Origin of the sequence: Pseudomonas sp. MONT-RG-20F-20-E-7-02 (genome assembly GCF_022662395.1) — a bacterium.
Classification (GTDB): Bacteria; Pseudomonadota; Gammaproteobacteria; order Pseudomonadales; family Pseudomonadaceae; genus Aquipseudomonas.
The window spans coordinates 172,583-190,020 of sequence record NZ_JAKNQN010000002.1; the positions used below are offsets into that span (position 1 = coordinate 172,583).

Annotated in this window: 18 protein-coding genes and 1 pseudogene; 4 read left to right on the plus strand and 15 right to left on the minus strand. The window is 61.2% G+C overall.

From position 1 onward, the window contains the following. Positions 1 to 106 precede the first annotated feature (106 nt). The 8 genes from L8I05_RS06110 to L8I05_RS06145 form a co-directional block, all read right to left on the minus strand. Entirely contained in the window at positions 107 to 928 is an 822-nt protein-coding gene (locus tag L8I05_RS06110; RefSeq protein ID WP_242167584.1) for a hypothetical protein, read from the minus strand. A gap of 18 nt (positions 929 to 946) precedes the next feature. Continuing rightward, positions 947 to 1,294, minus strand: coding sequence for a DUF2493 domain-containing protein (locus L8I05_RS06115; protein WP_242167585.1), 348 nt, complete (start codon positions 1,292 to 1,294; stop codon positions 947 to 949). A 64-nt stretch (positions 1,295 to 1,358) separates the two neighbouring features. Next, on the minus strand, positions 1,359 to 4,073 hold the full coding sequence (gene mgtA, locus L8I05_RS06120) for a magnesium-translocating P-type ATPase (RefSeq protein ID WP_242167586.1): 2,715 nt from the start codon (positions 4,071 to 4,073) through the stop codon (positions 1,359 to 1,361). 235 nt (positions 4,074 to 4,308) lie between these two features. After that, positions 4,309 to 4,602 carry a hypothetical protein gene (locus tag L8I05_RS06125; protein WP_177018922.1) on the minus strand — a complete coding sequence of 98 codons (294 nt, stop codon included), beginning with the start codon at positions 4,600 to 4,602 and terminating at the stop codon, positions 4,309 to 4,311. 316 nt (positions 4,603 to 4,918) lie between these two features. After that, a complete protein-coding gene (locus tag L8I05_RS06130; RefSeq protein WP_242167587.1) occupies positions 4,919 to 5,530 on the minus strand; it encodes a LysE family transporter in 612 nt (203 codons plus the stop codon). Positions 5,531 to 5,635: 105 nt separating this feature from the next. Beyond that, positions 5,636 to 6,109, minus strand: coding sequence for an arsenate reductase ArsC (locus L8I05_RS06135; RefSeq protein ID WP_242167588.1), 474 nt, complete (start codon positions 6,107 to 6,109; stop codon positions 5,636 to 5,638). 11 nt (positions 6,110 to 6,120) lie between these two features. Continuing rightward, positions 6,121 to 7,404 carry an arsenic transporter gene (locus tag L8I05_RS06140; RefSeq protein WP_242167589.1) on the minus strand — a complete coding sequence of 428 codons (1,284 nt, stop codon included), beginning with the start codon at positions 7,402 to 7,404 and terminating at the stop codon, positions 6,121 to 6,123. 19 nt (positions 7,405 to 7,423) lie between these two features. Next, positions 7,424 to 7,780: a metalloregulator ArsR/SmtB family transcription factor gene (locus tag L8I05_RS06145; RefSeq protein WP_177018928.1), complete on the minus strand. Its 357-nt coding sequence runs from the start codon at positions 7,778 to 7,780 to the stop codon at positions 7,424 to 7,426. A gap of 177 nt (positions 7,781 to 7,957) precedes the next feature. Between L8I05_RS06145 and L8I05_RS06150 the strand changes: the two genes are divergently transcribed. The 4 genes from L8I05_RS06150 (at position 7,958) to L8I05_RS06165 (ending at position 9,922) form a co-directional block, all read left to right on the plus strand. Further along, the gene (locus L8I05_RS06150; RefSeq protein ID WP_078742613.1) at positions 7,958 to 8,173 is read left to right on the plus strand and encodes a hypothetical protein; all 216 of its coding nucleotides are present in this window, start codon (positions 7,958 to 7,960) and stop codon (positions 8,171 to 8,173) included. A gap of 71 nt (positions 8,174 to 8,244) precedes the next feature. After that, the gene (locus tag L8I05_RS06155) at positions 8,245 to 8,940 is read left to right on the plus strand and encodes an AzlC family ABC transporter permease (RefSeq protein ID WP_159956700.1); all 696 of its coding nucleotides are present in this window, start codon (positions 8,245 to 8,247) and stop codon (positions 8,938 to 8,940) included. Next, a complete protein-coding gene (locus L8I05_RS06160) occupies positions 8,937 to 9,248 on the plus strand; it encodes an AzlD domain-containing protein (RefSeq protein WP_242167590.1) in 312 nt (103 codons plus the stop codon). The genes L8I05_RS06155 and L8I05_RS06160 overlap by 4 nt, the downstream gene beginning before the upstream one ends. Positions 9,249 to 9,568: 320 nt before the next feature. Next, entirely contained in the window at positions 9,569 to 9,922 is a 354-nt protein-coding gene (locus L8I05_RS06165; RefSeq protein WP_242167591.1) for a lipoprotein, read from the plus strand. 145 nt (positions 9,923 to 10,067) lie between these two features. Here the strand turns inward: L8I05_RS06165 and L8I05_RS06170 are convergent, their stop codons facing one another. The 7 genes and pseudogenes from L8I05_RS06170 to L8I05_RS06200 all read right to left on the minus strand — a co-directional run bounded on the left by L8I05_RS06170 (position 10,068) and on the right by L8I05_RS06200 (position 17,416). Continuing rightward, positions 10,068 to 10,772 (minus strand): YoaK family protein, encoded by a 705-nt coding sequence (locus L8I05_RS06170; protein WP_242167592.1) that lies wholly within the window; start codon positions 10,770 to 10,772, stop codon positions 10,068 to 10,070. A 69-nt stretch (positions 10,773 to 10,841) separates the two neighbouring features. Continuing rightward, a pseudogene (locus L8I05_RS06175) lies at positions 10,842 to 12,463 on the minus strand (ATP-binding cassette domain-containing protein). Between the two features lie 124 nt (positions 12,464 to 12,587). After that, positions 12,588 to 13,637 (minus strand): DNA topoisomerase IB, encoded by a 1,050-nt coding sequence (locus tag L8I05_RS06180; RefSeq protein ID WP_242167593.1) that lies wholly within the window; start codon positions 13,635 to 13,637, stop codon positions 12,588 to 12,590. Between the two features lie 73 nt (positions 13,638 to 13,710). Continuing rightward, on the minus strand, positions 13,711 to 14,790 hold the full coding sequence (modC, locus tag L8I05_RS06185) for a molybdenum ABC transporter ATP-binding protein (protein ID WP_242167594.1): 1,080 nt from the start codon (positions 14,788 to 14,790) through the stop codon (positions 13,711 to 13,713). Between the two features lie 5 nt (positions 14,791 to 14,795). Further along, a complete protein-coding gene (modB, locus tag L8I05_RS06190) occupies positions 14,796 to 15,476 on the minus strand; it encodes a molybdate ABC transporter permease subunit (RefSeq protein WP_177018934.1) in 681 nt (226 codons plus the stop codon). Further along, a complete protein-coding gene (gene modA, locus L8I05_RS06195) occupies positions 15,477 to 16,238 on the minus strand; it encodes a molybdate ABC transporter substrate-binding protein (protein WP_242167595.1) in 762 nt (253 codons plus the stop codon). A gap of 119 nt (positions 16,239 to 16,357) precedes the next feature. After that, positions 16,358 to 17,416 carry a nitronate monooxygenase gene (locus L8I05_RS06200; protein ID WP_242167596.1) on the minus strand — a complete coding sequence of 353 codons (1,059 nt, stop codon included), beginning with the start codon at positions 17,414 to 17,416 and terminating at the stop codon, positions 16,358 to 16,360. Between the last annotated feature and the right edge of the window lie 22 nt (positions 17,417 to 17,438).

A 17,438-nucleotide genomic window follows, 5' to 3' on the forward strand; every position in this document is an offset into this window, starting at 1 on the left:
GAATGCGTTGGGCCAGTAACAAATGAGCTGACTGACCCAACGCATTCGCGAGCAAGCCCGCTCCCACAGGTTGTCCGAGGCGTTCTTTTGATCCACACCACTCAAACTAGAAACGCACCGTAGCACCGGTGGTCAGCCACTGATTCCGGTCGCCGCTCAGGCTTTGCCCAACCACCACATCCACATCGACCAGTTTGCCCACATGAAAGCGCGGCCCGGCCTGCCAGGCCTGGTCGCCGCCTTCCTGGCCGTAGCGCTCACCGATCAGCGTCAACGCGTCCGCCAGTTGATACTCGAACCCGGTCCCCCACGTCAGCCGATGATTCTGCTCACCGCCGTTATAGGCATGTGTCCAGCCACCATTGACGTTCAGGCGCAACGCTTCGACGGGTTGCCAGGTTAACGGCACATTCAGATCCGCGCCGTCGAACGCATGTTGGCGGTCCAACGCAAAATGCGACGTGGCCGACACCGCCATTTGCAGCCCCAGGTCATCCCGAGACCACACTTGGGCCTTTACCTGCGGGCTGACCTGGGTTTCAGCGTCGCCTGCCTGGCTGGCACGCGACAGTGCAGCGCTCCACTGCACCGACGGCAATGCACTGAAGGTGCAGGCCGGGTTCAATGTCTCGTTATGGACGTTGCCCTGATGCCGATCGGCCGTGTACCAGGCGTCCACATTGCATTCGCCGGGTGCGTTGACCGCGCCGTCGTCCACCACGTAGGCACCACCGGCCGCGTGGGCCTTGGATAACAGCGCGATGAGCAAAATAAGGCCCAGGGTCACGCCGATAAACGTCAGGTTACGTTGCAGTGCGCGACGCTTGGCCGGTGGCAGCAGCAACAGGGTATGGCGAGCGCCGCGATAGTGACGGGCACGGTATTTGGCAAACCCGTCCTGACGCAGAGGAGTGTGTTTTTTGTGCATGATGCACCTCGCTTGAATTCAGCTTTCTACGGTCAGCACCGAAATGCCGCTGGCTTTGGCCTGGCAGACCAACTCCGAGGTGTCGTCACCGCCCGGCAGGGCGATGACCACGTCGGGGCGGCTGTCAAACAGCATGAAATGGTTGCGCTGGCGTTCCGCCTGCTTGCCGTGGCGTTGCCAATTGGGCGGGTAGCGCACCACGTCGATGCCGATTTCCCGCGCCCATTCCTCAATGTCACTGCCGAGGAACTGGTTGCCGCCGTGAATCAATACCTGCACCGGGCGCAGGCGGTGGTAAGCGTCCAGCACTTGGCGGGACTTTTTGGTGTCGGCGTAATGACGACCTGCACAGATCAACACGCGCATAGTCAGAGTCCTTGTGTTGCACGGTGGCCGCCGGGCGACGACCACCGTTTTCAGAGGCGGGTGATCAGTACCACTGCTTGAAGCGGCGGATGTAGATCGTTTTCATCAGTTGTGCCACGCAGCAGTAGGCGAGCAGGGTGCCGACCAGCCAAGGGAAGTACGCCAGTGGCAACGGCTCCAGACCCACCAGGGTGCCCAGCGGCGAGAAGGGCACATAGATCCCCAGCCCGATGACGATGGCGGTCATCATCAACACCGGCCAGGCAGCCGTGCTCTGGAAGAACGGGATCTTGCGGGTGCGCAACATGTGCACCACCAGGGTTTGCGAGAGCAGCCCTTCGATAAACCAGCCGGACTGGAACAGGGTCTGCATTTCCACACTGTTGGCGGAAAACACGTACCACATCAGCGCAAAGGTGGTGATGTCGAAGATCGACGAGGTCGGCCCGATCCAGATCATGAAGCGGCCGATGTTTTTCGCATCCCACTTACGCGGCTTGGCCAGGTATTCCTTGTCCATCTTGTCCCACGGCAAGGCCAGCTGGGAGATGTCGTACATCAGGTTTTGCAGCAGCAGGTGGATCGCAAGCATCGGCATGAACGGGATGAACGCACTGGCCACCAGCACCGAGAACACGTTGCCGAAGTTGGAGCTGGCAGTCATGTTCAGGTACTTCATGATATTGCCGAAGGTTTCGCGACCCTTGAGCACGCCTTCTTCCAGCACCATCAGGCTCTTTTCCAGCAGGATGATGTCGGCCGACTCCTTGGCGATATCGGTGCCGCTGTCCACCGAGATGCCCACGTCGGCATCGCGCAGCGCCGGCGCATCGTTGATGCCGTCGCCGAGAAAGCCGACCGTGTGACCGTTGGCTTGCAGCGCCTTGAGCACACGGGATTTCTGCAGCGGCGTCAGCTTGGCAAACACTGTGCGCTCTTCCACGCGGCGCAGCAGGGTTGCGTCGTCCATGGCTTCGATTTCTACGCCGAGCAGCGGCTGGCCGGGTTCGAGGCCAACCTGACGGCAGATTTTGCTGGTGACCACGGCGTTGTCGCCGGTCAGCACTTTCACGGCCACGCCGATTTGTTGCAGCGCAGCAATCGCCGGGCCTGCGGTTTCCTTCGGCGGATCCAGGAAGGTCAGGAAGCCCTGGATCACCAGGTTGCGCTCATCGGCGGTGGTGTATTGCTGGCGTGCCAGTGCTTTAGGAATGTTGCGGGTGGCGACCACCAGCACACGGAAACCGTCCTCGTTGTAGTCGTTGGCCAGCGCCAGCAACTCATCACGGCGACGATCATCCAGCGGCACCGCTGCGCCATCTTCCATCACATGGGTGGAAATGCTCAGCATCTCTTCCACGGCACCTTTGCACACCAGCAACTGGTCGCCGGCGGCGTCCTTGACCACGATCGACAGGCGACGGCGCACGAAGTCGAAGGGCAACTCATCGACCTTGCTGTAGGCAAATGGCAGCTGGAACTTGGGGTTGTGTTCCGAGAACTGCACCACGGCCTGGTCCATCAGGTTTTTCATGCCGCTCTGGTGGTAGCTGTTGAGCCAGGCCAGGGACAGCACCGCATCATCACGTTGGCCGAAGGCGTTGACGTGGTGTTCGAGGATGATCTTGTCCTGGGTCAGGGTGCCGGTCTTGTCGGTGCACAGCACGTCCATCGAACCGAAGTTCTGGATCGCGTTCAGGCGCTTGACCACCACTTTGCGCTTGGCCATGGCAGTTGCGCCCTTGGCCAGGTTGGCACTGACGATCATTGGCAGCATTTCCGGGGTCAGGCCCACGGCCACGGCCAGGGCAAACAGGAACGCATCGCCCCAATCGCCTTTGGAGAAGCCATTGAGCAGGAACACGATGGGCACCATCACCAGCATGAAGCGAATCAACAGCCAGCTGACGCTGTTCACCCCACGGTCGAACGCGGTCTGCACCCGCGAACCGACAATCGCCTTGGCCAGCGAGCCAAAGTAGGTGCGTGGCCCGGTAGCGACCACCACCGCTCTGGCGCGGCCGCTGACCACGTTGGTGCCCATGAAGCAGATGTTTGGCAGATCCAGCAAGTTGCCTTGGTCGGCGGCCAGCGAGGACGCGGATTTCTGCGTGACGTCACCCAGCGTGTCGTACTTTTCCACCGGCAAGGCTTCGCCGGTCAGTACGGCCTGGCTGATAAACAGGTCGCGGGATTCGATCAAGCGGATATCGGCCGGGATCATGTCGCCGGCCGACAACTGCACAATATCGCCGGCCACCAGGTCGCGCATCGGCACTTCGCGCAGCGTCGGCTGTGCACCGACTTGCTCGCGGCGCAATACGGTGGCGGTGGTGCGCACCATGGCCTTGAGGGCTTCGGCGGATTTGGCCGAACGGTGTTCCTGCCAGAAGCGCAGCAAGCTGCTGAGCAGAACCATGGTCATGATGATGATGACTTTGGTCAGGTCAACTTCTTCACCGGCCTGCAACGGCAGCCAATAGTCGGTGACAAAGCTGATGCCGCCCAGGGTCAGCAATACGTAGATGAAGGGGTTGTTCAGCGCTTGCAGGAACTGAATGATGGCGTGAGGCGGCTTGTCATGGGCCACTTCGTTGTAGCCTTCACGTTGCAGGCGCGCCGAGGCGTCCAGTTCGGTCAGGCCGTCCTGGGTCGCTCGCACATTGGCAAGGGTGGCTTGCAGGCCGTTCTGGGCTTCACGGGCGGCACGCATCGACAGTTTGGTGTCGGTGGTGGTGCCATTTTTCTTGTGCAGAGGCGTGTTTTTTACGGCGCTCATTGTCTGTACTCCTGTCGCCAATTCTCGACAAAACATACCCGGTACTTACCTGAATACAGGCGAGCGAAAGCATGCCGAGCCGCGGACTTCGCGATCGGTTTAAATAAGGTGTTCACATAACTTCTACAGCGCCCGCCAGACGCGCGTTAGTTAACTAACGCGCAGCGGGCTACTACTGGACGTGTTCATAAAGAACTCCAGACTGTTAATCAGAAAGTTGCTGTTTCCAGCCGGTTTAAGCGGCGCGCAGGCTCAGGTAAACACCGAGCAGCACGCTGGCTTGAGCCAGGGTGGAAACCTGAGGTCTCTGCGGGTCTTGAGGGTCGGCGTGGTCCCAGTGCTGCAGCAGTTGACCGCTGTCAGGGCAGACACGCCAGTGCGCCAGCGGGGGCGCCGGACGCAGTTGGGAAGAGGGTGCAGCAAAGGCGGTGCGAGTAGGCGAAAAGCCCACAGGCTCGCGGCACAGCTTGGCACGCAGGGCTGCGGCTAGCGTACGTACATCGGGCAAAACAAGGAGTTGGAAGGTCATAACACACCTCGGGACCGGACGGGCGACCGGTGAGGCAGTTACGGTGGAGCATCAAGCTCTAGCGCAGCTTACCGGACCTGGAAGGCGAGTCCTGTCATATTCTGGGTTTGGCGCCCGATGCCCGCTAATGCGGTGCTCGGACAGCGACTAGATACTGTGTCCATTGGCTTCTTTTGTGAGGTTTAAAAAAGGCCCCAGTTGCGGGCACGGGCAATCTACTCAGACGGTTACAAAATGTCAACGCATGATTAATTAAATTAACCCGTGTTCAGAGTTCATTCAGATAAGCGCGCAGCAACTTGCGAGGTATATAACTTCATATACCCTGTGCCGCCAGAACAGCCAGATAGATCAACACTACGCCACACGCACCGTAACTGATGCGCTGCCACAGCGGCGATGCGTTCTTGCGTAACAGATTGACCAACGCTGCGATCAGAAAACACGAGAGCACCGACGCCAACATGAACCCGGCAAAAAACATCAGGGTTTGCCCATGGCTCGGCGTTGCGCCAACGATGCCGGACAAGGCGCTGCCCAGCGCGCCCCAGTAGACAATGTTCTTCGGGTTAGCCAGGGAAATCGCCGCACCCACTGCCAGCGCGTTCTGCCCGGAGCTGGCCGGTGCGGTGTCCGTTGCGGGCAAGTGCCAGGCATCGAGCAAACTGCGCACGCCCAGCCAGGCCAGGTAAAGCGCGCATACGACAGTCAGCGGCACACGCACGGCATCATGCTGAATCAGCAGGGCGATACCGGTGAGGCCAATGACTGCCCACACGGCGTCGCCCACCAGCGAGCCGACCTGTACCAGCAGCGCCGGGGTGAAGCCATGGAGCAAACCACGGCGCAGGGTCTCCGCCAGTACCGCGCCGGGGGAGAGGCAAAACACGAAACCGAATACCAGTGCGTAGAAAAAAATCGTCAGCATGCCCGCGTCCTTTCAGGAAAGTGCGCAAGCATACGCTGGCATCCGGACGCGAATCCACACCGTTCCATGGCGGCGGCGATTAAACAGAAACACTGTAAATGAGGTTTACTGATAGCCCGCAATACGGACGAGTTCCGCTTTGAGTTCAGCCGGGCTGAGTTCGGCAAAAGGCACGGCAAAAAACGCCCGGCAACGCGTGGCAATGATCGCCAGGGTGGTGTCGAATGCCGCTTGCACACTCGCCTCGTCACCCTGGGCATCCGACGGGTCTTCCAACCCCCAGTGCACTTTAACCGCCGGCCCGAAATACACCGGGCAGGCTTCCCCGGCCGCCTTGTCGCACACGGTGATGACCACGTCCGGCGGGCTGCCTTCAAAGGCATCATTGCCCTTGCTGTACAGCCCTTCGGTGCTGATACCCGCCGCCTGCAGCGTACTCAGGCTGCGCGGCAGCACCTGGCCCTTGGGGAAGCTGCCGGAGCTGATCGCTTCGAAGCCCTGCGGCGCCAAATGGTTGAATACCGCTTCGGACAAGATGCTGCGGCAGCTATTGGCGGTACACATGAACAGGACCTTCATGGCTATTTCCTTCAAATGCTCAGGCGCAAAGCGAGTGCGGCCAGGGTGATCAACAGCACGGGCAAGGTCAGTACAATCCCGACCTTGAAGTAGTAACCCCAGGTGATGGTGATGCCTTTGCGCGCGAGGATATGCAGCCACAACAAGGTGGCCAGGCTGCCGATCGGGGTGATTTTCGGGCCCAGGTCGCTGCCGATGACGTTGGCGTAGATCATCGCGTCCTTGACCACGCCCACGGCATGGCTGGATTCGATGGACAGCGCGCCGATCAGCACCGTCGGCAAGTTGTTCATCGCCGACGACAGCAGCGCGGTCAGCACGCCGGTGCCCATGGCTGCGCCCCACACGCCGTAGGTGGCGAAGGTGTCGAGCCAGGTCGCCAGGTAGGTGGTCAACCCGGCGTTACGCAGGCCGTAGACCACCAGGTACATGCCCAGAGAAAAAATCACGATTTGCCACGGGGCGTCTTTCAGCACTTTGCGCGTGGAGATTTTGTGGCCCTTGGCGGCGATCACCAGCAGGAGCACAGCGCACACGGCGGAAATCGCACTGATGGGAATGCCCAGCGGCTCCAGGGCGAAACAGCCGACCAACAAAATACCCAGCACCCACCAACCGGCGCGAAAGGTCGCACGGTCATGGATGGCGCTGGTCGGGTCTTCCAGGTCGGCCGGGTCATAGGCCTGTGGAATGTCGCGGCGGAAGAACCACAGCAGCACTGCCAGGGTTGCTGCAACGCTGACGACGTTCACCGGCACCATCACCGCCGCGTACTCATTGAAGCCGATCTTGAAATAATCCGCCGAGACGATGTTCACCAGGTTCGACACCACCAGCGGCAAGCTCGCCGTGTCGGCGATAAACCCCGCGCCCATCACGAAGGCCAGGGTAGCCGCCGGGGAAAAGCGCAGGGCCAGCAGCATCGACATCACGATGGGCGTGAGGATCAACGCTGCGCCGTCGTTGGCAAACAGTGCCGACACCAACGCACCGAGCAGCACCATATAGGCGAACAGGCGCCGGCCACGCCCTCGGCCCCAACGCGCCACATGCAACGCGGTCCAGGCGAAGAACCCGGCCTCATCGAGCAACAGGCTGATGATGATCAGCGCAACAAAGGTGCCGGTGGCGTTCCAGATGATGTGCCACACCACCGGGATATCCGCCAGGCTGATCACCCCGCACGCCAGGGCCAGGATCGCGCCCATGGTTGCGCTCCAGCCAACGCCCAAGCCTTTGGGCTGCCAGATGACCAAAACGATGGTGAAGATAAAAATCGCAATTGCGACAAGCATGAATAAACGCTCCGATGGCTCAGCAGCAGGTGCTGGCCCGTTGTGGTCTGTCGCCCATTGCATCAAGACGCTGCGCGTCGTTGTGCAACCATGGCTGGTTGGCTTGCAAGGTAGTTTCCAGCACGTGTGTCACCCAAGTGGGCAGTGCCGGGTTGATGCGGTAATAGACCCATTGGCCCTGACGACGGTCCAGCAAAAGCCCGCAACTGCGCAGTTGCGCCAGGTGACGGGAGATTTTTGGCTGGCTGTCGTCCAGAGCATGGATCAGTTCGCACACGCAAAGTTCGCCTTCACGCAGGATCAATAACGTCAATCGCGCGCGGGTGGCATCGGCCAGGCATTTGAACAGGGTGGGCGGGGAGATAAGGTCCGGCATGTCGAGGTCTTGGCATATATGGCTGGCCGAATATACGTATAGCCATATATATAGGTCAAATCCTGAATTCGATTGACGTGGATCAAATGCCATCAAATCAGCCACAAGTGACTGAAATTAAAATGAAACACGAATGTCCTAAAGTGCCTGCCCATTGCTGATGAAGGAAGAACCCGCGTGACCCGTGCCACTCGCAACCTGCGCAAGACCCTCGATTCCGTCGCGGACAATAACGAAACTGCGGCGTTTGACCTGATGCGCGCCGTGGAAAAACTCGGAGACGAAGTGTTGCGCCAACGCCTGCTTAATACGATTCACCGGCTCAACCAGGATGCCTACGAGCTGCGCGAAGCGCGTGACTCGGTGGAGCAGGTCTCGGTCAAGCTCGCCTGAGCACGATCGTTCAAGACAACACCCTTATCGCGCTGGCATGCTTGTCGACTGTCTGTCGATGAGCCATCTCCATGCCTACAGCCTTACCTCATTACGCCTTCGGGCGCGGCGCGATTGCCGTCATTCCGTTATCGCTCGCTTGTGCGCCTTGGGGGCTGCTGGCCGGTTCCATGGCCATCGATGCGCAATTTACGCCGCTGCAGGCCCAAGGTTTGTCCGCCATCGTGTTTGCCGGTGCCGCGCAGTTAGTCGCAATCGGCATGGTCAAAAGTGGCGCCAGCCTGATTTCAATCGTGCTGACCACCTTGCTGCTGACTTCCCAGCATCTGCTTTATGGTATGCACATGCGCCCTACATTGTCGTCGCTCAACGCGCGGTGGCGCATGAGCCTGGGGTTTTTGCTGACCGACGAATTCTTTGCGCTGGTCAATCACTATGACCGTGAGACGTTCAACCGCTGGTACGCCCTGGGCGTCGGCCTGACGTTCTATATCATCTGGAACCTGTTTACCCTGGCCGGCATCGTGCTGGGCAAAAGCATTCCCGGCCTCGACCAGTTGGGGCTGGAGTTTTCGATTGCCGCGACCTTTATCGCCTTGATCACCCCGGTGGTACGCGACGTGCCCACGGTGGTGTGTGTGGCAGTGTCGCTGTTGTGCTCGGTGTGGTTGAGTTACTTGCACTGGGAGTCGGCGGTGGTGGTGTCGGGTGTGTTGGGGATGAGCGCGGGGTTTGCCTGCAAGCGGCTGGGAGTGGGGCAGCGATGATTTACGTGATGATTGTGGCCATGGGCCTGGTGGTATTTTTCAACCGTTACGTGTTCATTGAGCCGCGGTTGCCGGTGCGGCTCAATCGCGGCGCGCGGGAGTTTCTCGGGTTCGCAGTGCCGGGGATGCTGACGGCGATTTGTGGGCCGATTATTTTTCTCGCCGACCACAGGCTCAACCTGAGCCCGGCCAATCCTTACTTGCTGGCGGGTATCTGCGCGGTGGCGTTGATGTTCTGGACGCGCAGTGTGTTGATCACGGTGCTGCTGAGCATGGGGTTGTTCTATCTGTTTCGCTGGTGGCTCTGAGGCTGCTTTCTGTGGGAGCTGGCTTGCCTGCGATGGCGTCCACGGGTGACCACTGGTACACCGCGGCGCCCGCATCGCAGGCAAGCCAGCTCCCACATTGCGCACCGCGCAGGCAAAAAAAAGCCCGCGGGAGGGCGGGCAGAAGGGAGACTTCTTAAAAATGAGCCTGGCAACTATAGGCAGCGCCACCTCCCTTCACAGTGAAACAAAATTCATTCGGCGGCCGGTAACGCCTTCTTCCTTGCTTCAGCCTTGATGTAATAATCCTTGAATGCCGCCTGCAAATGATAGAGTCGCGGTTTTTCCAAGGAGGCGATGGCATGCGGAAGGTGGTAATTGGCGCACTGATAGTGGCAGCACTGTCCGGTTGCGCGGGCTCGAAGATGAAGGAGGCGCGCACTGGTACGCCTTACAAGACCCTGGCGTCGGAAAAGGCCCCATTGGTGGTTGCTCAATGCATCCAGTTTGGCTGGCAGGACGAAGCGGTATTCGGCGTTGACGCCGGTGGCTTCAAGGAACCGCTCGAAACCGGCGGCTTCACGGTGTACACCACCGGCGGCGACTATTTTGTCGATGTGCGCAGCGCAGGCGCCGGTTCCAGCGTCAACTACTTCGCGGGCGAGGACACGATGCCGGCCAAACGCCGCCTCGCCGCACTCGCGACTTGCCTGTAAGCCGTTGCCTTAGTGGTTTTCGGAAATGCCCGGCGGGACAGCCGCCGGACATTCGCTTATCATTCCACCCGCTCGCTCGACGTGATGGCTCTTTACCAGTACACGGACGTCGAGGCCGAAACGTCGGGCGGGCCTCTTTTTATCCTTAGCGCGGCATGTAACCCAAGTGCCAGCGCCGGGGAATCTTCAGCGACACCACCCCCAACACCGCCGCCAATGCGCCACTGACCAGCAGCGCCTTGAGGCCCAGTTGCTGCTCCAGCAGTGCGCCGATCACCGCGCCGATGAACATTCCGGCCCACGGGATCAACTGCACCCGCCAACCATTGCGCCGCTCTCCCAGCATCCAGCGCCCCAGCCCGCGACCAAAGCGTGACAGCGCGCCCGTCACATACGTCAGGCCCACCGGCAACCCGTTGACCTCTTCCACGGCCGCATTGAGCATGCCCATGGCGATAATCGCTGCGAGCAACGCCGGCAAGGTATCGACAAAAGGCCACAAGGCCGCGCCGCACAACAACGCCGCAATGCACAACAGCAAAGGCAGCGCATGCCGTTTGGCCAGGCGGCTGACCACCACGCCCAGGGCGTTGCCGACCACGAACATCGCCACCAGCAACAGCAAGCGCCCCGACAGGCCCACATCACCCGCGCCAATCGCCACCGCCAGGCGCGTGGTATTGCCGCTCATGAACGAGACAAAATCGCCGCTGGCCATAAAGCCGATGGCATCGGTCATGCCGGCCAGCACGGAAAGACTCGCCACCAACATTAAACCGACCCGCCCGCGCCAACGCTGCCGATGGGCGAGGGCGGCATTGGCGTAGGGTGTACGCGCTGCAGGCAGCATGGTGCTGGACTCCTGGGTGAGATTATTCGGCCACTACCGTAGGACGCTTTGAGCGCGCGTGCAATGACCTCACACACCTTGCAGTCGCCAGCCTTCGGGTTGCCAGGTCAAATGCTGCGTCGGCCGGATGGCCTGCACAAACGCCTCGTCATGGGACACCACCATCATCGCCCCGTTAAAACCCTGCAATGCCTGCTCAAAGGCGAGTACCGACTCCAGGTCCAAGTGGTTGGTCGGCTCATCCAACAGCAGCAACTGCGCCGGCACCTCGCGCCACAAGGCAATCGCCATGGCGGCTTTCAGGCGCTCACCGCCACTCAAACGGCTTGCCGGCTTGCGTCCAGATGCAGTAACGCCAGGCGCGTGCGCAGTTCGGCTTCGGCCAAGGGCGTATCGAGCAGGTTGAGCTGTTCGACGATGGAACGATGGTCGTCCAGCACTGCCAGGTGCTGATCGATATACGCGCTGGGCACCTGCACCCTGCATTCGCCGCTGACCGCCTGCCAGTGCCCCGCCAGCAGCTTGAGCAGCGTGGATTTACCGCAGCCATTCGGCCCGCGCACGGCAATGCGTAGCGGGCCCATGAGGTTGAGCGTGAGGTAAGTGGAAGGCGCTTGCGGGGCCAGCCACGGCAGTTGCGCGTTATGCAGCGTCAGTACGTGACGGCCGTTGGGCACTGCCGAGCCGGGCAGGGCCAGCAACGTCGGCGGTTCATCGACGACGCGTTCATAGGCCTGGCGCACCTGCCCATCCAGTTCATGTTTATACGCGCGATGTTCACTGCGCACAGTGCTGACAATTTCCTTCGCGGCGCCTTTCCAGCGCGCTTTGGTAAACCCGGTGACGTTGGCGGTCTCTGCGTGCTTACGCGCGCGGGCGGCATTGCGCTGCAGGCTGTCATGATCTTTTTGCAGGCGACGGCGCTCGCGGCTACGCGCCAGGCGTGCGTGTTCCAGGGCGGCGAGGGCGGCGTGTTGCTGCGCGTCGCGCTGCAAGCGGTAGGCATCGTAGTTGCCGCCGTACACCTGCACGCCCAGTGGCGAGAGTTCAATGATGCGGCCCATGGCGTTGAGCAACTGCCGATCATGACTGACCACCATCAGGCCGCCGCGCCACGTGCCGAGCACGCTCAGCAGCCAGTCACGGCCGACGCTGTCGAGGTGGTTGGTGGGCTCATCAAGAATCAGCAGCTGCGGCGTTGCCAACAGCGCACCGATCACCGCGATTCTGGCCAGTTGGCCGCCGCTGAGTCGCTCGGCTGGCGTGTGCGCATCGAGGTGGGGCAAGCCTGCGGCGTCCAGCGCCGTGCGCAGCTGCTGCGCAAGGTCCCAGCGGTCGTCGATCAGCGCCAGGTCGTGCGCCTGGGGTTCGCCCCGGGCCATGCGTTCAAGGGCGGCCAATACCTCGGCGGTGCCCGTCACATCGGCGAGGGTTGCACCGGGTTGAACGGCCAGTGTCTGCGCGACGTAGGCCGCGCTGGCCGAGCCTTTCAGGGTGCCGGAAGAGGGCGCCAGCAGCCCGGCGATCAGTTTGGCGAGGATGCTTTTGCCACGGCCATTACGGCCGACAATCCCGGTGGGCGTGTGATCGATCGACAGGGTGAGGTCTTCCAGCAAGGTCTCGCCATCGGCGAACTGGAATGTCAGGTGTTGCAGGGAAACGAGTACGGGCAGCCGGTTGACGTCAGTCATCAGCACCTCCAAAAAAATGTCGAACAGGCCAACAAGCGCGCCAGGCGGCTTGTTGCAGATACATTTTGGAAGGCTTAGTTGTTCACGTCGGCGGTCATCCCGGGCGTCAGAAGGGGCTCAGAGGCTAACCCACCTTGGCTTTCTTCGGCAAGTCCGCCGCCAGTTGCTCGAGGAACATCGCCAGTGCGACTTCTTCGGCTTTCAAGCCCTTGCGCACCCGCGGCTTGGGCAGTTTGGACAGCTCGCCGAGGCTGAAATGCTCCAGCACGGCCGGGTGGATATAGCACTTGCGGCACACCGCCGGGGTGTTGCCCAGCTGCTTGGCGACGTCCTTGACCATTGCCACCACATGGCGCTTGGCATCCGACTCGGGCTGCCACTGCAATTCGCGCAACACCGCCAGCGCCATGGCGGTGCCGGCCCAGGTGCGATAGTCCTTGGCGGTGAAGTCGGCGCCGGTGAGGCTGTGCAGGTAAGCGTTAACGTCGTGGGAGCTGACGGTATGGCGTTCGCCGTCCTCATCCAGGTACTGAAACAGGTTTTGCCCCGGTAATTCGAGGCAACGCTTGACCACCGAGGCCAGGCGCCGGTCCTTGACGCTGATCTGATGCTCGACGCCGCTTTTGCCGCGAAACTGGAACTTGATCTCGCTACCCTTGATGTCCACATGGCGGGTGCGCAAGGTGGTCAGCCCGTAGGATTTGTTATCGCGGGCGTATTGCGTATTGCCGACGCGGATCAGCGTCGCGTCCAGCAGCATCACCACCGTGGCCAGGACTTTTTCCCGGGTGAAGCCGCGCTCGGCAATTTGCGCCTCCAATTGTTTACGCAGTTTCGGCAAGGCGTTGCCGAACTCTTGCAGGCGCGAATACTTGTCGGTGTCGCGCACTTCACGCCAGCGCGCGTGATAGCGGTACTGTTTGCGCCCGCGCGCATCGCGGCCGGTGGCTTGCAGATGGCCACGCGGGTCGGCGCAGATCCATACATCGGTGTAGGCCGGCGGCACGGCCAGGGCATTCAGGCGTTTGATTTCGTCGGCATCGGTGATGGTCTGGCCTTTGGCGTCGACATACTGGAACTTGCCGCGCACCTTCTTGCGGCGGATCCCGGGTTGGGTGTCGTCAACGTAATGCAGGTCGCGGGGCAGGTCGGCAGGCAGCGCGGCGTCGGGCATGGTGCAAATTCCTTATCGGTAATCAGGCCGGTATGTCTGATTGACCGCAGGGTTTTGCGCGGGTGCCAAATACTTACGCGAGCACCGCAACCGCCTTGATTTGCGCCCACAACGCCTGGCCGGGATGCAGCTGCAACTGGTCGCGGGAGAAGCGTGTAATCCGCGCCAGCAACGGCGTGCCGCCGGCATCCAGGCGCACCAGCACATGGGCGTTGTTGTCCGCCGAAATCTCTTCGGCCACCGTCACCGGCAATCGGTTAAGGATGCTGCTGGCTTCCTGCGCCTGCAGGCTCAGGCTGACATCGCGCGCTTGCACCTTGATGCGCAGCTGTTTGCCCAACGCCAGCGGCGCATGGGCGACGCGTATTGATAAGGCGCTGTCGGGCAACTGCAACGTGAGCAATTGGTAGTGCTCGTCGTAGGCACTGACGCTGCCATTGATCACCACGCCGGCGTCGTCGCCCAAGGCCAGGGGCAAATCCAGCCGCGCCAGGGTTTCGCCAATCGGGCCGCTGGCCAGGGCCTTGCCGTCGCTGAGCAAAACGATGTGATCGGCCAGCCGCGCCACTTCGTCCTGGGCATGGCTGACGTACAGCAGTGGAATATCCAGCTCATCGTGCAGACGTTCGAGGTACGGCAGGATCTCGCTTTTGCGTTTACTGTCGAGGGCCGCCAGCGGTTCATCCATGAGTAATAGTTGCGGGCTGGTGAGCAACGCGCGGGCGATGCCGATGCGCTGGCGCTCGCCGCCGGACAAGTGCTGCGGATGGCGCTCGAGCAGGTGGCCGATGCCCAGCAGTTCAGTGGCGTGAGCCATGTCCACGCGGCGAAGCGTGCGTGGAATGCGCTTGAGGCCGAACTCCAGGTTGGCCCGCACGGACAGATGGGGAAACAGGCTCGCTTCCTGGAACACATAACCCAACGCACGCTTGTGCGGCGGCACGAACACGCCGTTGCGGCTGTCTTGCCAGACGTCATCGTTGATCTGCACAAAGCCGTTCTCGGCCCGCTCCAGCCCGGCGATGCAGCGCAAGCAGGTGGTTTTGCCCGAGCCGGAATGCCCGTACAACGCGGTCACGCCACGGCCTGGCAACTTCAAGTCCACATCCAGCGCAAAGCCCGAGTATTGCATTTGCAGGCGTACATCAATCATGGCGATCAGCTCCAGCCCATCTTGGTTTTACGGCTGGAGTAGAGCGCCAGCAATACGAGGAAGGCGAACACCACCATGGAGCCGGCCAACCAGTGGGCCTGGGCATATTCCATGGCTTCGACGTGGTCGTAGATCTGCACCGAGACCACGCGGGTCTTGTTGGGGATATTGCCGCCGATCATCAGCACCACGCCAAACTCGCCGACGGTGTGGGCAAAGCCCAGAATCGACGCAGTGATAAAGCCTGGGCGGGCCAGGGGCAGGATCACCGTGAAAAACGTGTCCCAAGGATTGGCGCGCAGCGTGGCGGCCACTTCCAGCGGGCGCGTCCCGATGGCGGAGAAGGCGTTTTGCAACGGCTGCACCACAAACGGCATGGAATAGATCACCGAGCCAATCACCAGCCCGGCAAAGCTGAACGTCAGGGTGCCCAGGCCCAGCCATTGCGTGAACTGGCCGAAATAGCCGTTGGGGCCCATGGTCAGCAGCAGGTAGAAACCGATCACCGTGGGGGGCAACACCAACGGCAGCGCGACAATCGCCCCGATGGGGCCGCGCCACCAGGAACGGGTGCGCGACAGCCACAGGGCTATCGGAGTGCCGATGACCAACAGGATCACAGTGGTCAGTGACGCCAGTTTGACGGTCAGCCAAATCGCGGAAAAATCGGCACTCGACAGCGGCATTTACTGGGCCAGCTCGTAACCGTAGGACTTGATCACCGCAGCGGCTTTCGGGCCTTTGAGGTACTCGACCAGGGCTTTGGCGGCGGCGCTGTCTTTACCCTTGGCGAGGATCACCGCGTCCTGCTTGATTGGGTCATGCAGGGCGGCCGGCACGATCCACGCCGAACCGCTGGTGACTTTGCCGTCTTTATAAATCTGCGACAGAGCGACGAAGCCCAACTCAGCGTTGCCGGTGGAGACGAACTGGAAGGCTTGGGTGATGTTCTGCCCGGTGACCAGCTTAGGCGCGACCTTTTCGGTCAGCCCTTCCTTGGCCAGCACTTGGGTGGCGGCGAGGCCATAAGGTGCGGTTTTTGGATCGGCGATGGACAAGTGCTGGTATGCGTTGTTCTTCAGCACATCGCCTTTGGCATCGACGTAACCTTCCTTGGCCGACCACAGCGCCAGGGTGCCGACCGCGTAGGTAAAGCGCGAACCTTTGACGGTGGCGCCTTCGTCATCGAGCTTTTTCGGCGTGGTGTCATCCGCGCTGAGGAACACTTCGAACGGCGCGCCGTTCTTGATCTGCGTGTAGAACTGGCCGGTAGCGCCGTAGGCCGCGACGAGTGTGTGGCCGGTGTCTTTTTCGAAGTCGGCGGCAATCGCCTGGATCGGCGCGGTGAAGTTGGCGGCAACGGCAACTTGCACTTCATCGGCGTGGGCCGAGCCCAGGGCAAAGGCGGCAATCAGGGCAGGGGCGAGGCGTGAGGCGCGGATCATCATGAAGCAGCTCCTTTGAAGGTGTACGGCTTGTTATAGGTAGAAGGCTTTACCGCTATGTATGGGAATATATAGCGGTTGGCCATTGCCGGTACAGTGCAAAGTTGCCTCAGGCGCGAGTTCTATTTGAACCTGGCCAGCGCCTGCTCGGCCAATTCGCAGGTCAGCGCATAAGTGGAGATGTCTTTGCCCAGGCGCAACGCCTGGCCGGACCACAGGTTGCTGAAACCGGCTTCATCCTTGGCTTTAAGTGGCATCAACGCACCACCGGACGTCGGAAACGCGGGAGCAACCGGGTTGATCGCACCGAGTTCTCGCATCACACGATTGACGATGCCACGCGCCGGGCGGCCGGTGAACAGGTTGGTCAGCGCGGTTTCGCTGGCCTGGGCGTGGCGCAACGCAGAGTGGTGGGACGCGCTGACGTTGGCTTCGGGGGTAAACAGGTAAGCCGTGCCGATTTGCACCGCGCTGGCGCCCAGGGCGAATGCCGCGACAATGCCGCGCGCATCCGCAATACCGCCAGCGGCAATCACCGGCACGCTGACCGCATCGACGATTTGCGGCACCAGCGCCATCAGGCCGATCTGGGTATTCAGGTCGTCGCTGAGGAACAAACCCCGATGCCCACCTGCCTCAATCCCCATCGCAATGATGGCGTCGCAGCCATGCTGTTCCAGCCAGATCGCTTCTTCCACGGTGGTGGCCGATGACAGCACCTTGGCGCCGGTGGCTTTTACGCGGTCGAGCAAGGCTTTTTCCGGCAGACCAAAGTGAAAGCTCACCACTTCGGGGCGAAATTCCTCGACCACTTGGCAGGCGGCGTCATTGAACGGTGCGCGGTTGGACACGGGGGTTGGTGCGTCAAAATCGGCACCGAGTTCGCGGTAGTAGGGCTCAAGCAAATCCTTCCAGCGGCGGTCGCGTGCAGCATCGGCTGCGGGCGGTTGATGGCAGAAGAAATTCACGTTGATAGGGCGCGAGCTGGTCTGGCGAATCGTAGCCAAGGCCTCGCGCAATTGCTCGATCGTCAGCGCGGCGGCGGGCATCGAGCCCAGCGCGCCGGCTTCATTGGTGGCAATCACCATGGCCGTTGTGGTTGCCCCGGCCATGGGGGCCTGAATGATCGGCACTTCAATGCCAAGCAGGTCGAGAATTCGCGTGTCTGGCCAGGTGCTCATGGGATGCGTCTCCAGCGTGAGT

Coding starts and splice junctions, on each gene's coding strand:
- modB (WP_177018934.1), bottom strand. CDS start 15,476: ATGCCGCTGTCGAGTGCCGATTTTTCCGCGATTTGGCTGACCGTCAAA.
- L8I05_RS06115 (WP_242167585.1), bottom strand. CDS start 1,294: ATGCGCGTGTTGATCTGTGCAGGTCGTCATTACGCCGACACCAAAAAG.
- L8I05_RS06160 (WP_242167590.1), top strand. CDS start 8,937: ATGATTTACGTGATGATTGTGGCCATGGGCCTGGTGGTATTTTTCAAC.
- L8I05_RS06170 (WP_242167592.1), bottom strand. CDS start 10,772: ATGCTGCCTGCAGCGCGTACACCCTACGCCAATGCCGCCCTCGCCCAT.
- L8I05_RS06130 (WP_242167587.1), bottom strand. CDS start 5,530: ATGCTGACGATTTTTTTCTACGCACTGGTATTCGGTTTCGTGTTTTGC.
- modC (WP_242167594.1), bottom strand. CDS start 14,790: ATGATTGATGTACGCCTGCAAATGCAATACTCGGGCTTTGCGCTGGAT.
- L8I05_RS06125 (WP_177018922.1), bottom strand. CDS start 4,602: ATGACCTTCCAACTCCTTGTTTTGCCCGATGTACGTACGCTAGCCGCA.
- L8I05_RS06155 (WP_159956700.1), top strand. CDS start 8,245: ATGCCTACAGCCTTACCTCATTACGCCTTCGGGCGCGGCGCGATTGCC.
- L8I05_RS06200 (WP_242167596.1), bottom strand. CDS start 17,416: ATGAGCACCTGGCCAGACACGCGAATTCTCGACCTGCTTGGCATTGAA.
- L8I05_RS06145 (WP_177018928.1), bottom strand. CDS start 7,780: ATGCCGGACCTTATCTCCCCGCCCACCCTGTTCAAATGCCTGGCCGAT.
- L8I05_RS06180 (WP_242167593.1), bottom strand. CDS start 13,637: ATGCCCGACGCCGCGCTGCCTGCCGACCTGCCCCGCGACCTGCATTAC.
- L8I05_RS06110 (WP_242167584.1), bottom strand. CDS start 928: ATGCACAAAAAACACACTCCTCTGCGTCAGGACGGGTTTGCCAAATAC.
- mgtA (WP_242167586.1), bottom strand. CDS start 4,073: ATGAGCGCCGTAAAAAACACGCCTCTGCACAAGAAAAATGGCACCACC.
- L8I05_RS06135 (WP_242167588.1), bottom strand. CDS start 6,109: ATGAAGGTCCTGTTCATGTGTACCGCCAATAGCTGCCGCAGCATCTTG.
- L8I05_RS06140 (WP_242167589.1), bottom strand. CDS start 7,404: ATGCTTGTCGCAATTGCGATTTTTATCTTCACCATCGTTTTGGTCATC.
- L8I05_RS06165 (WP_242167591.1), top strand. CDS start 9,569: ATGCGGAAGGTGGTAATTGGCGCACTGATAGTGGCAGCACTGTCCGGT.
- modA (WP_242167595.1), bottom strand. CDS start 16,238: ATGATGATCCGCGCCTCACGCCTCGCCCCTGCCCTGATTGCCGCCTTT.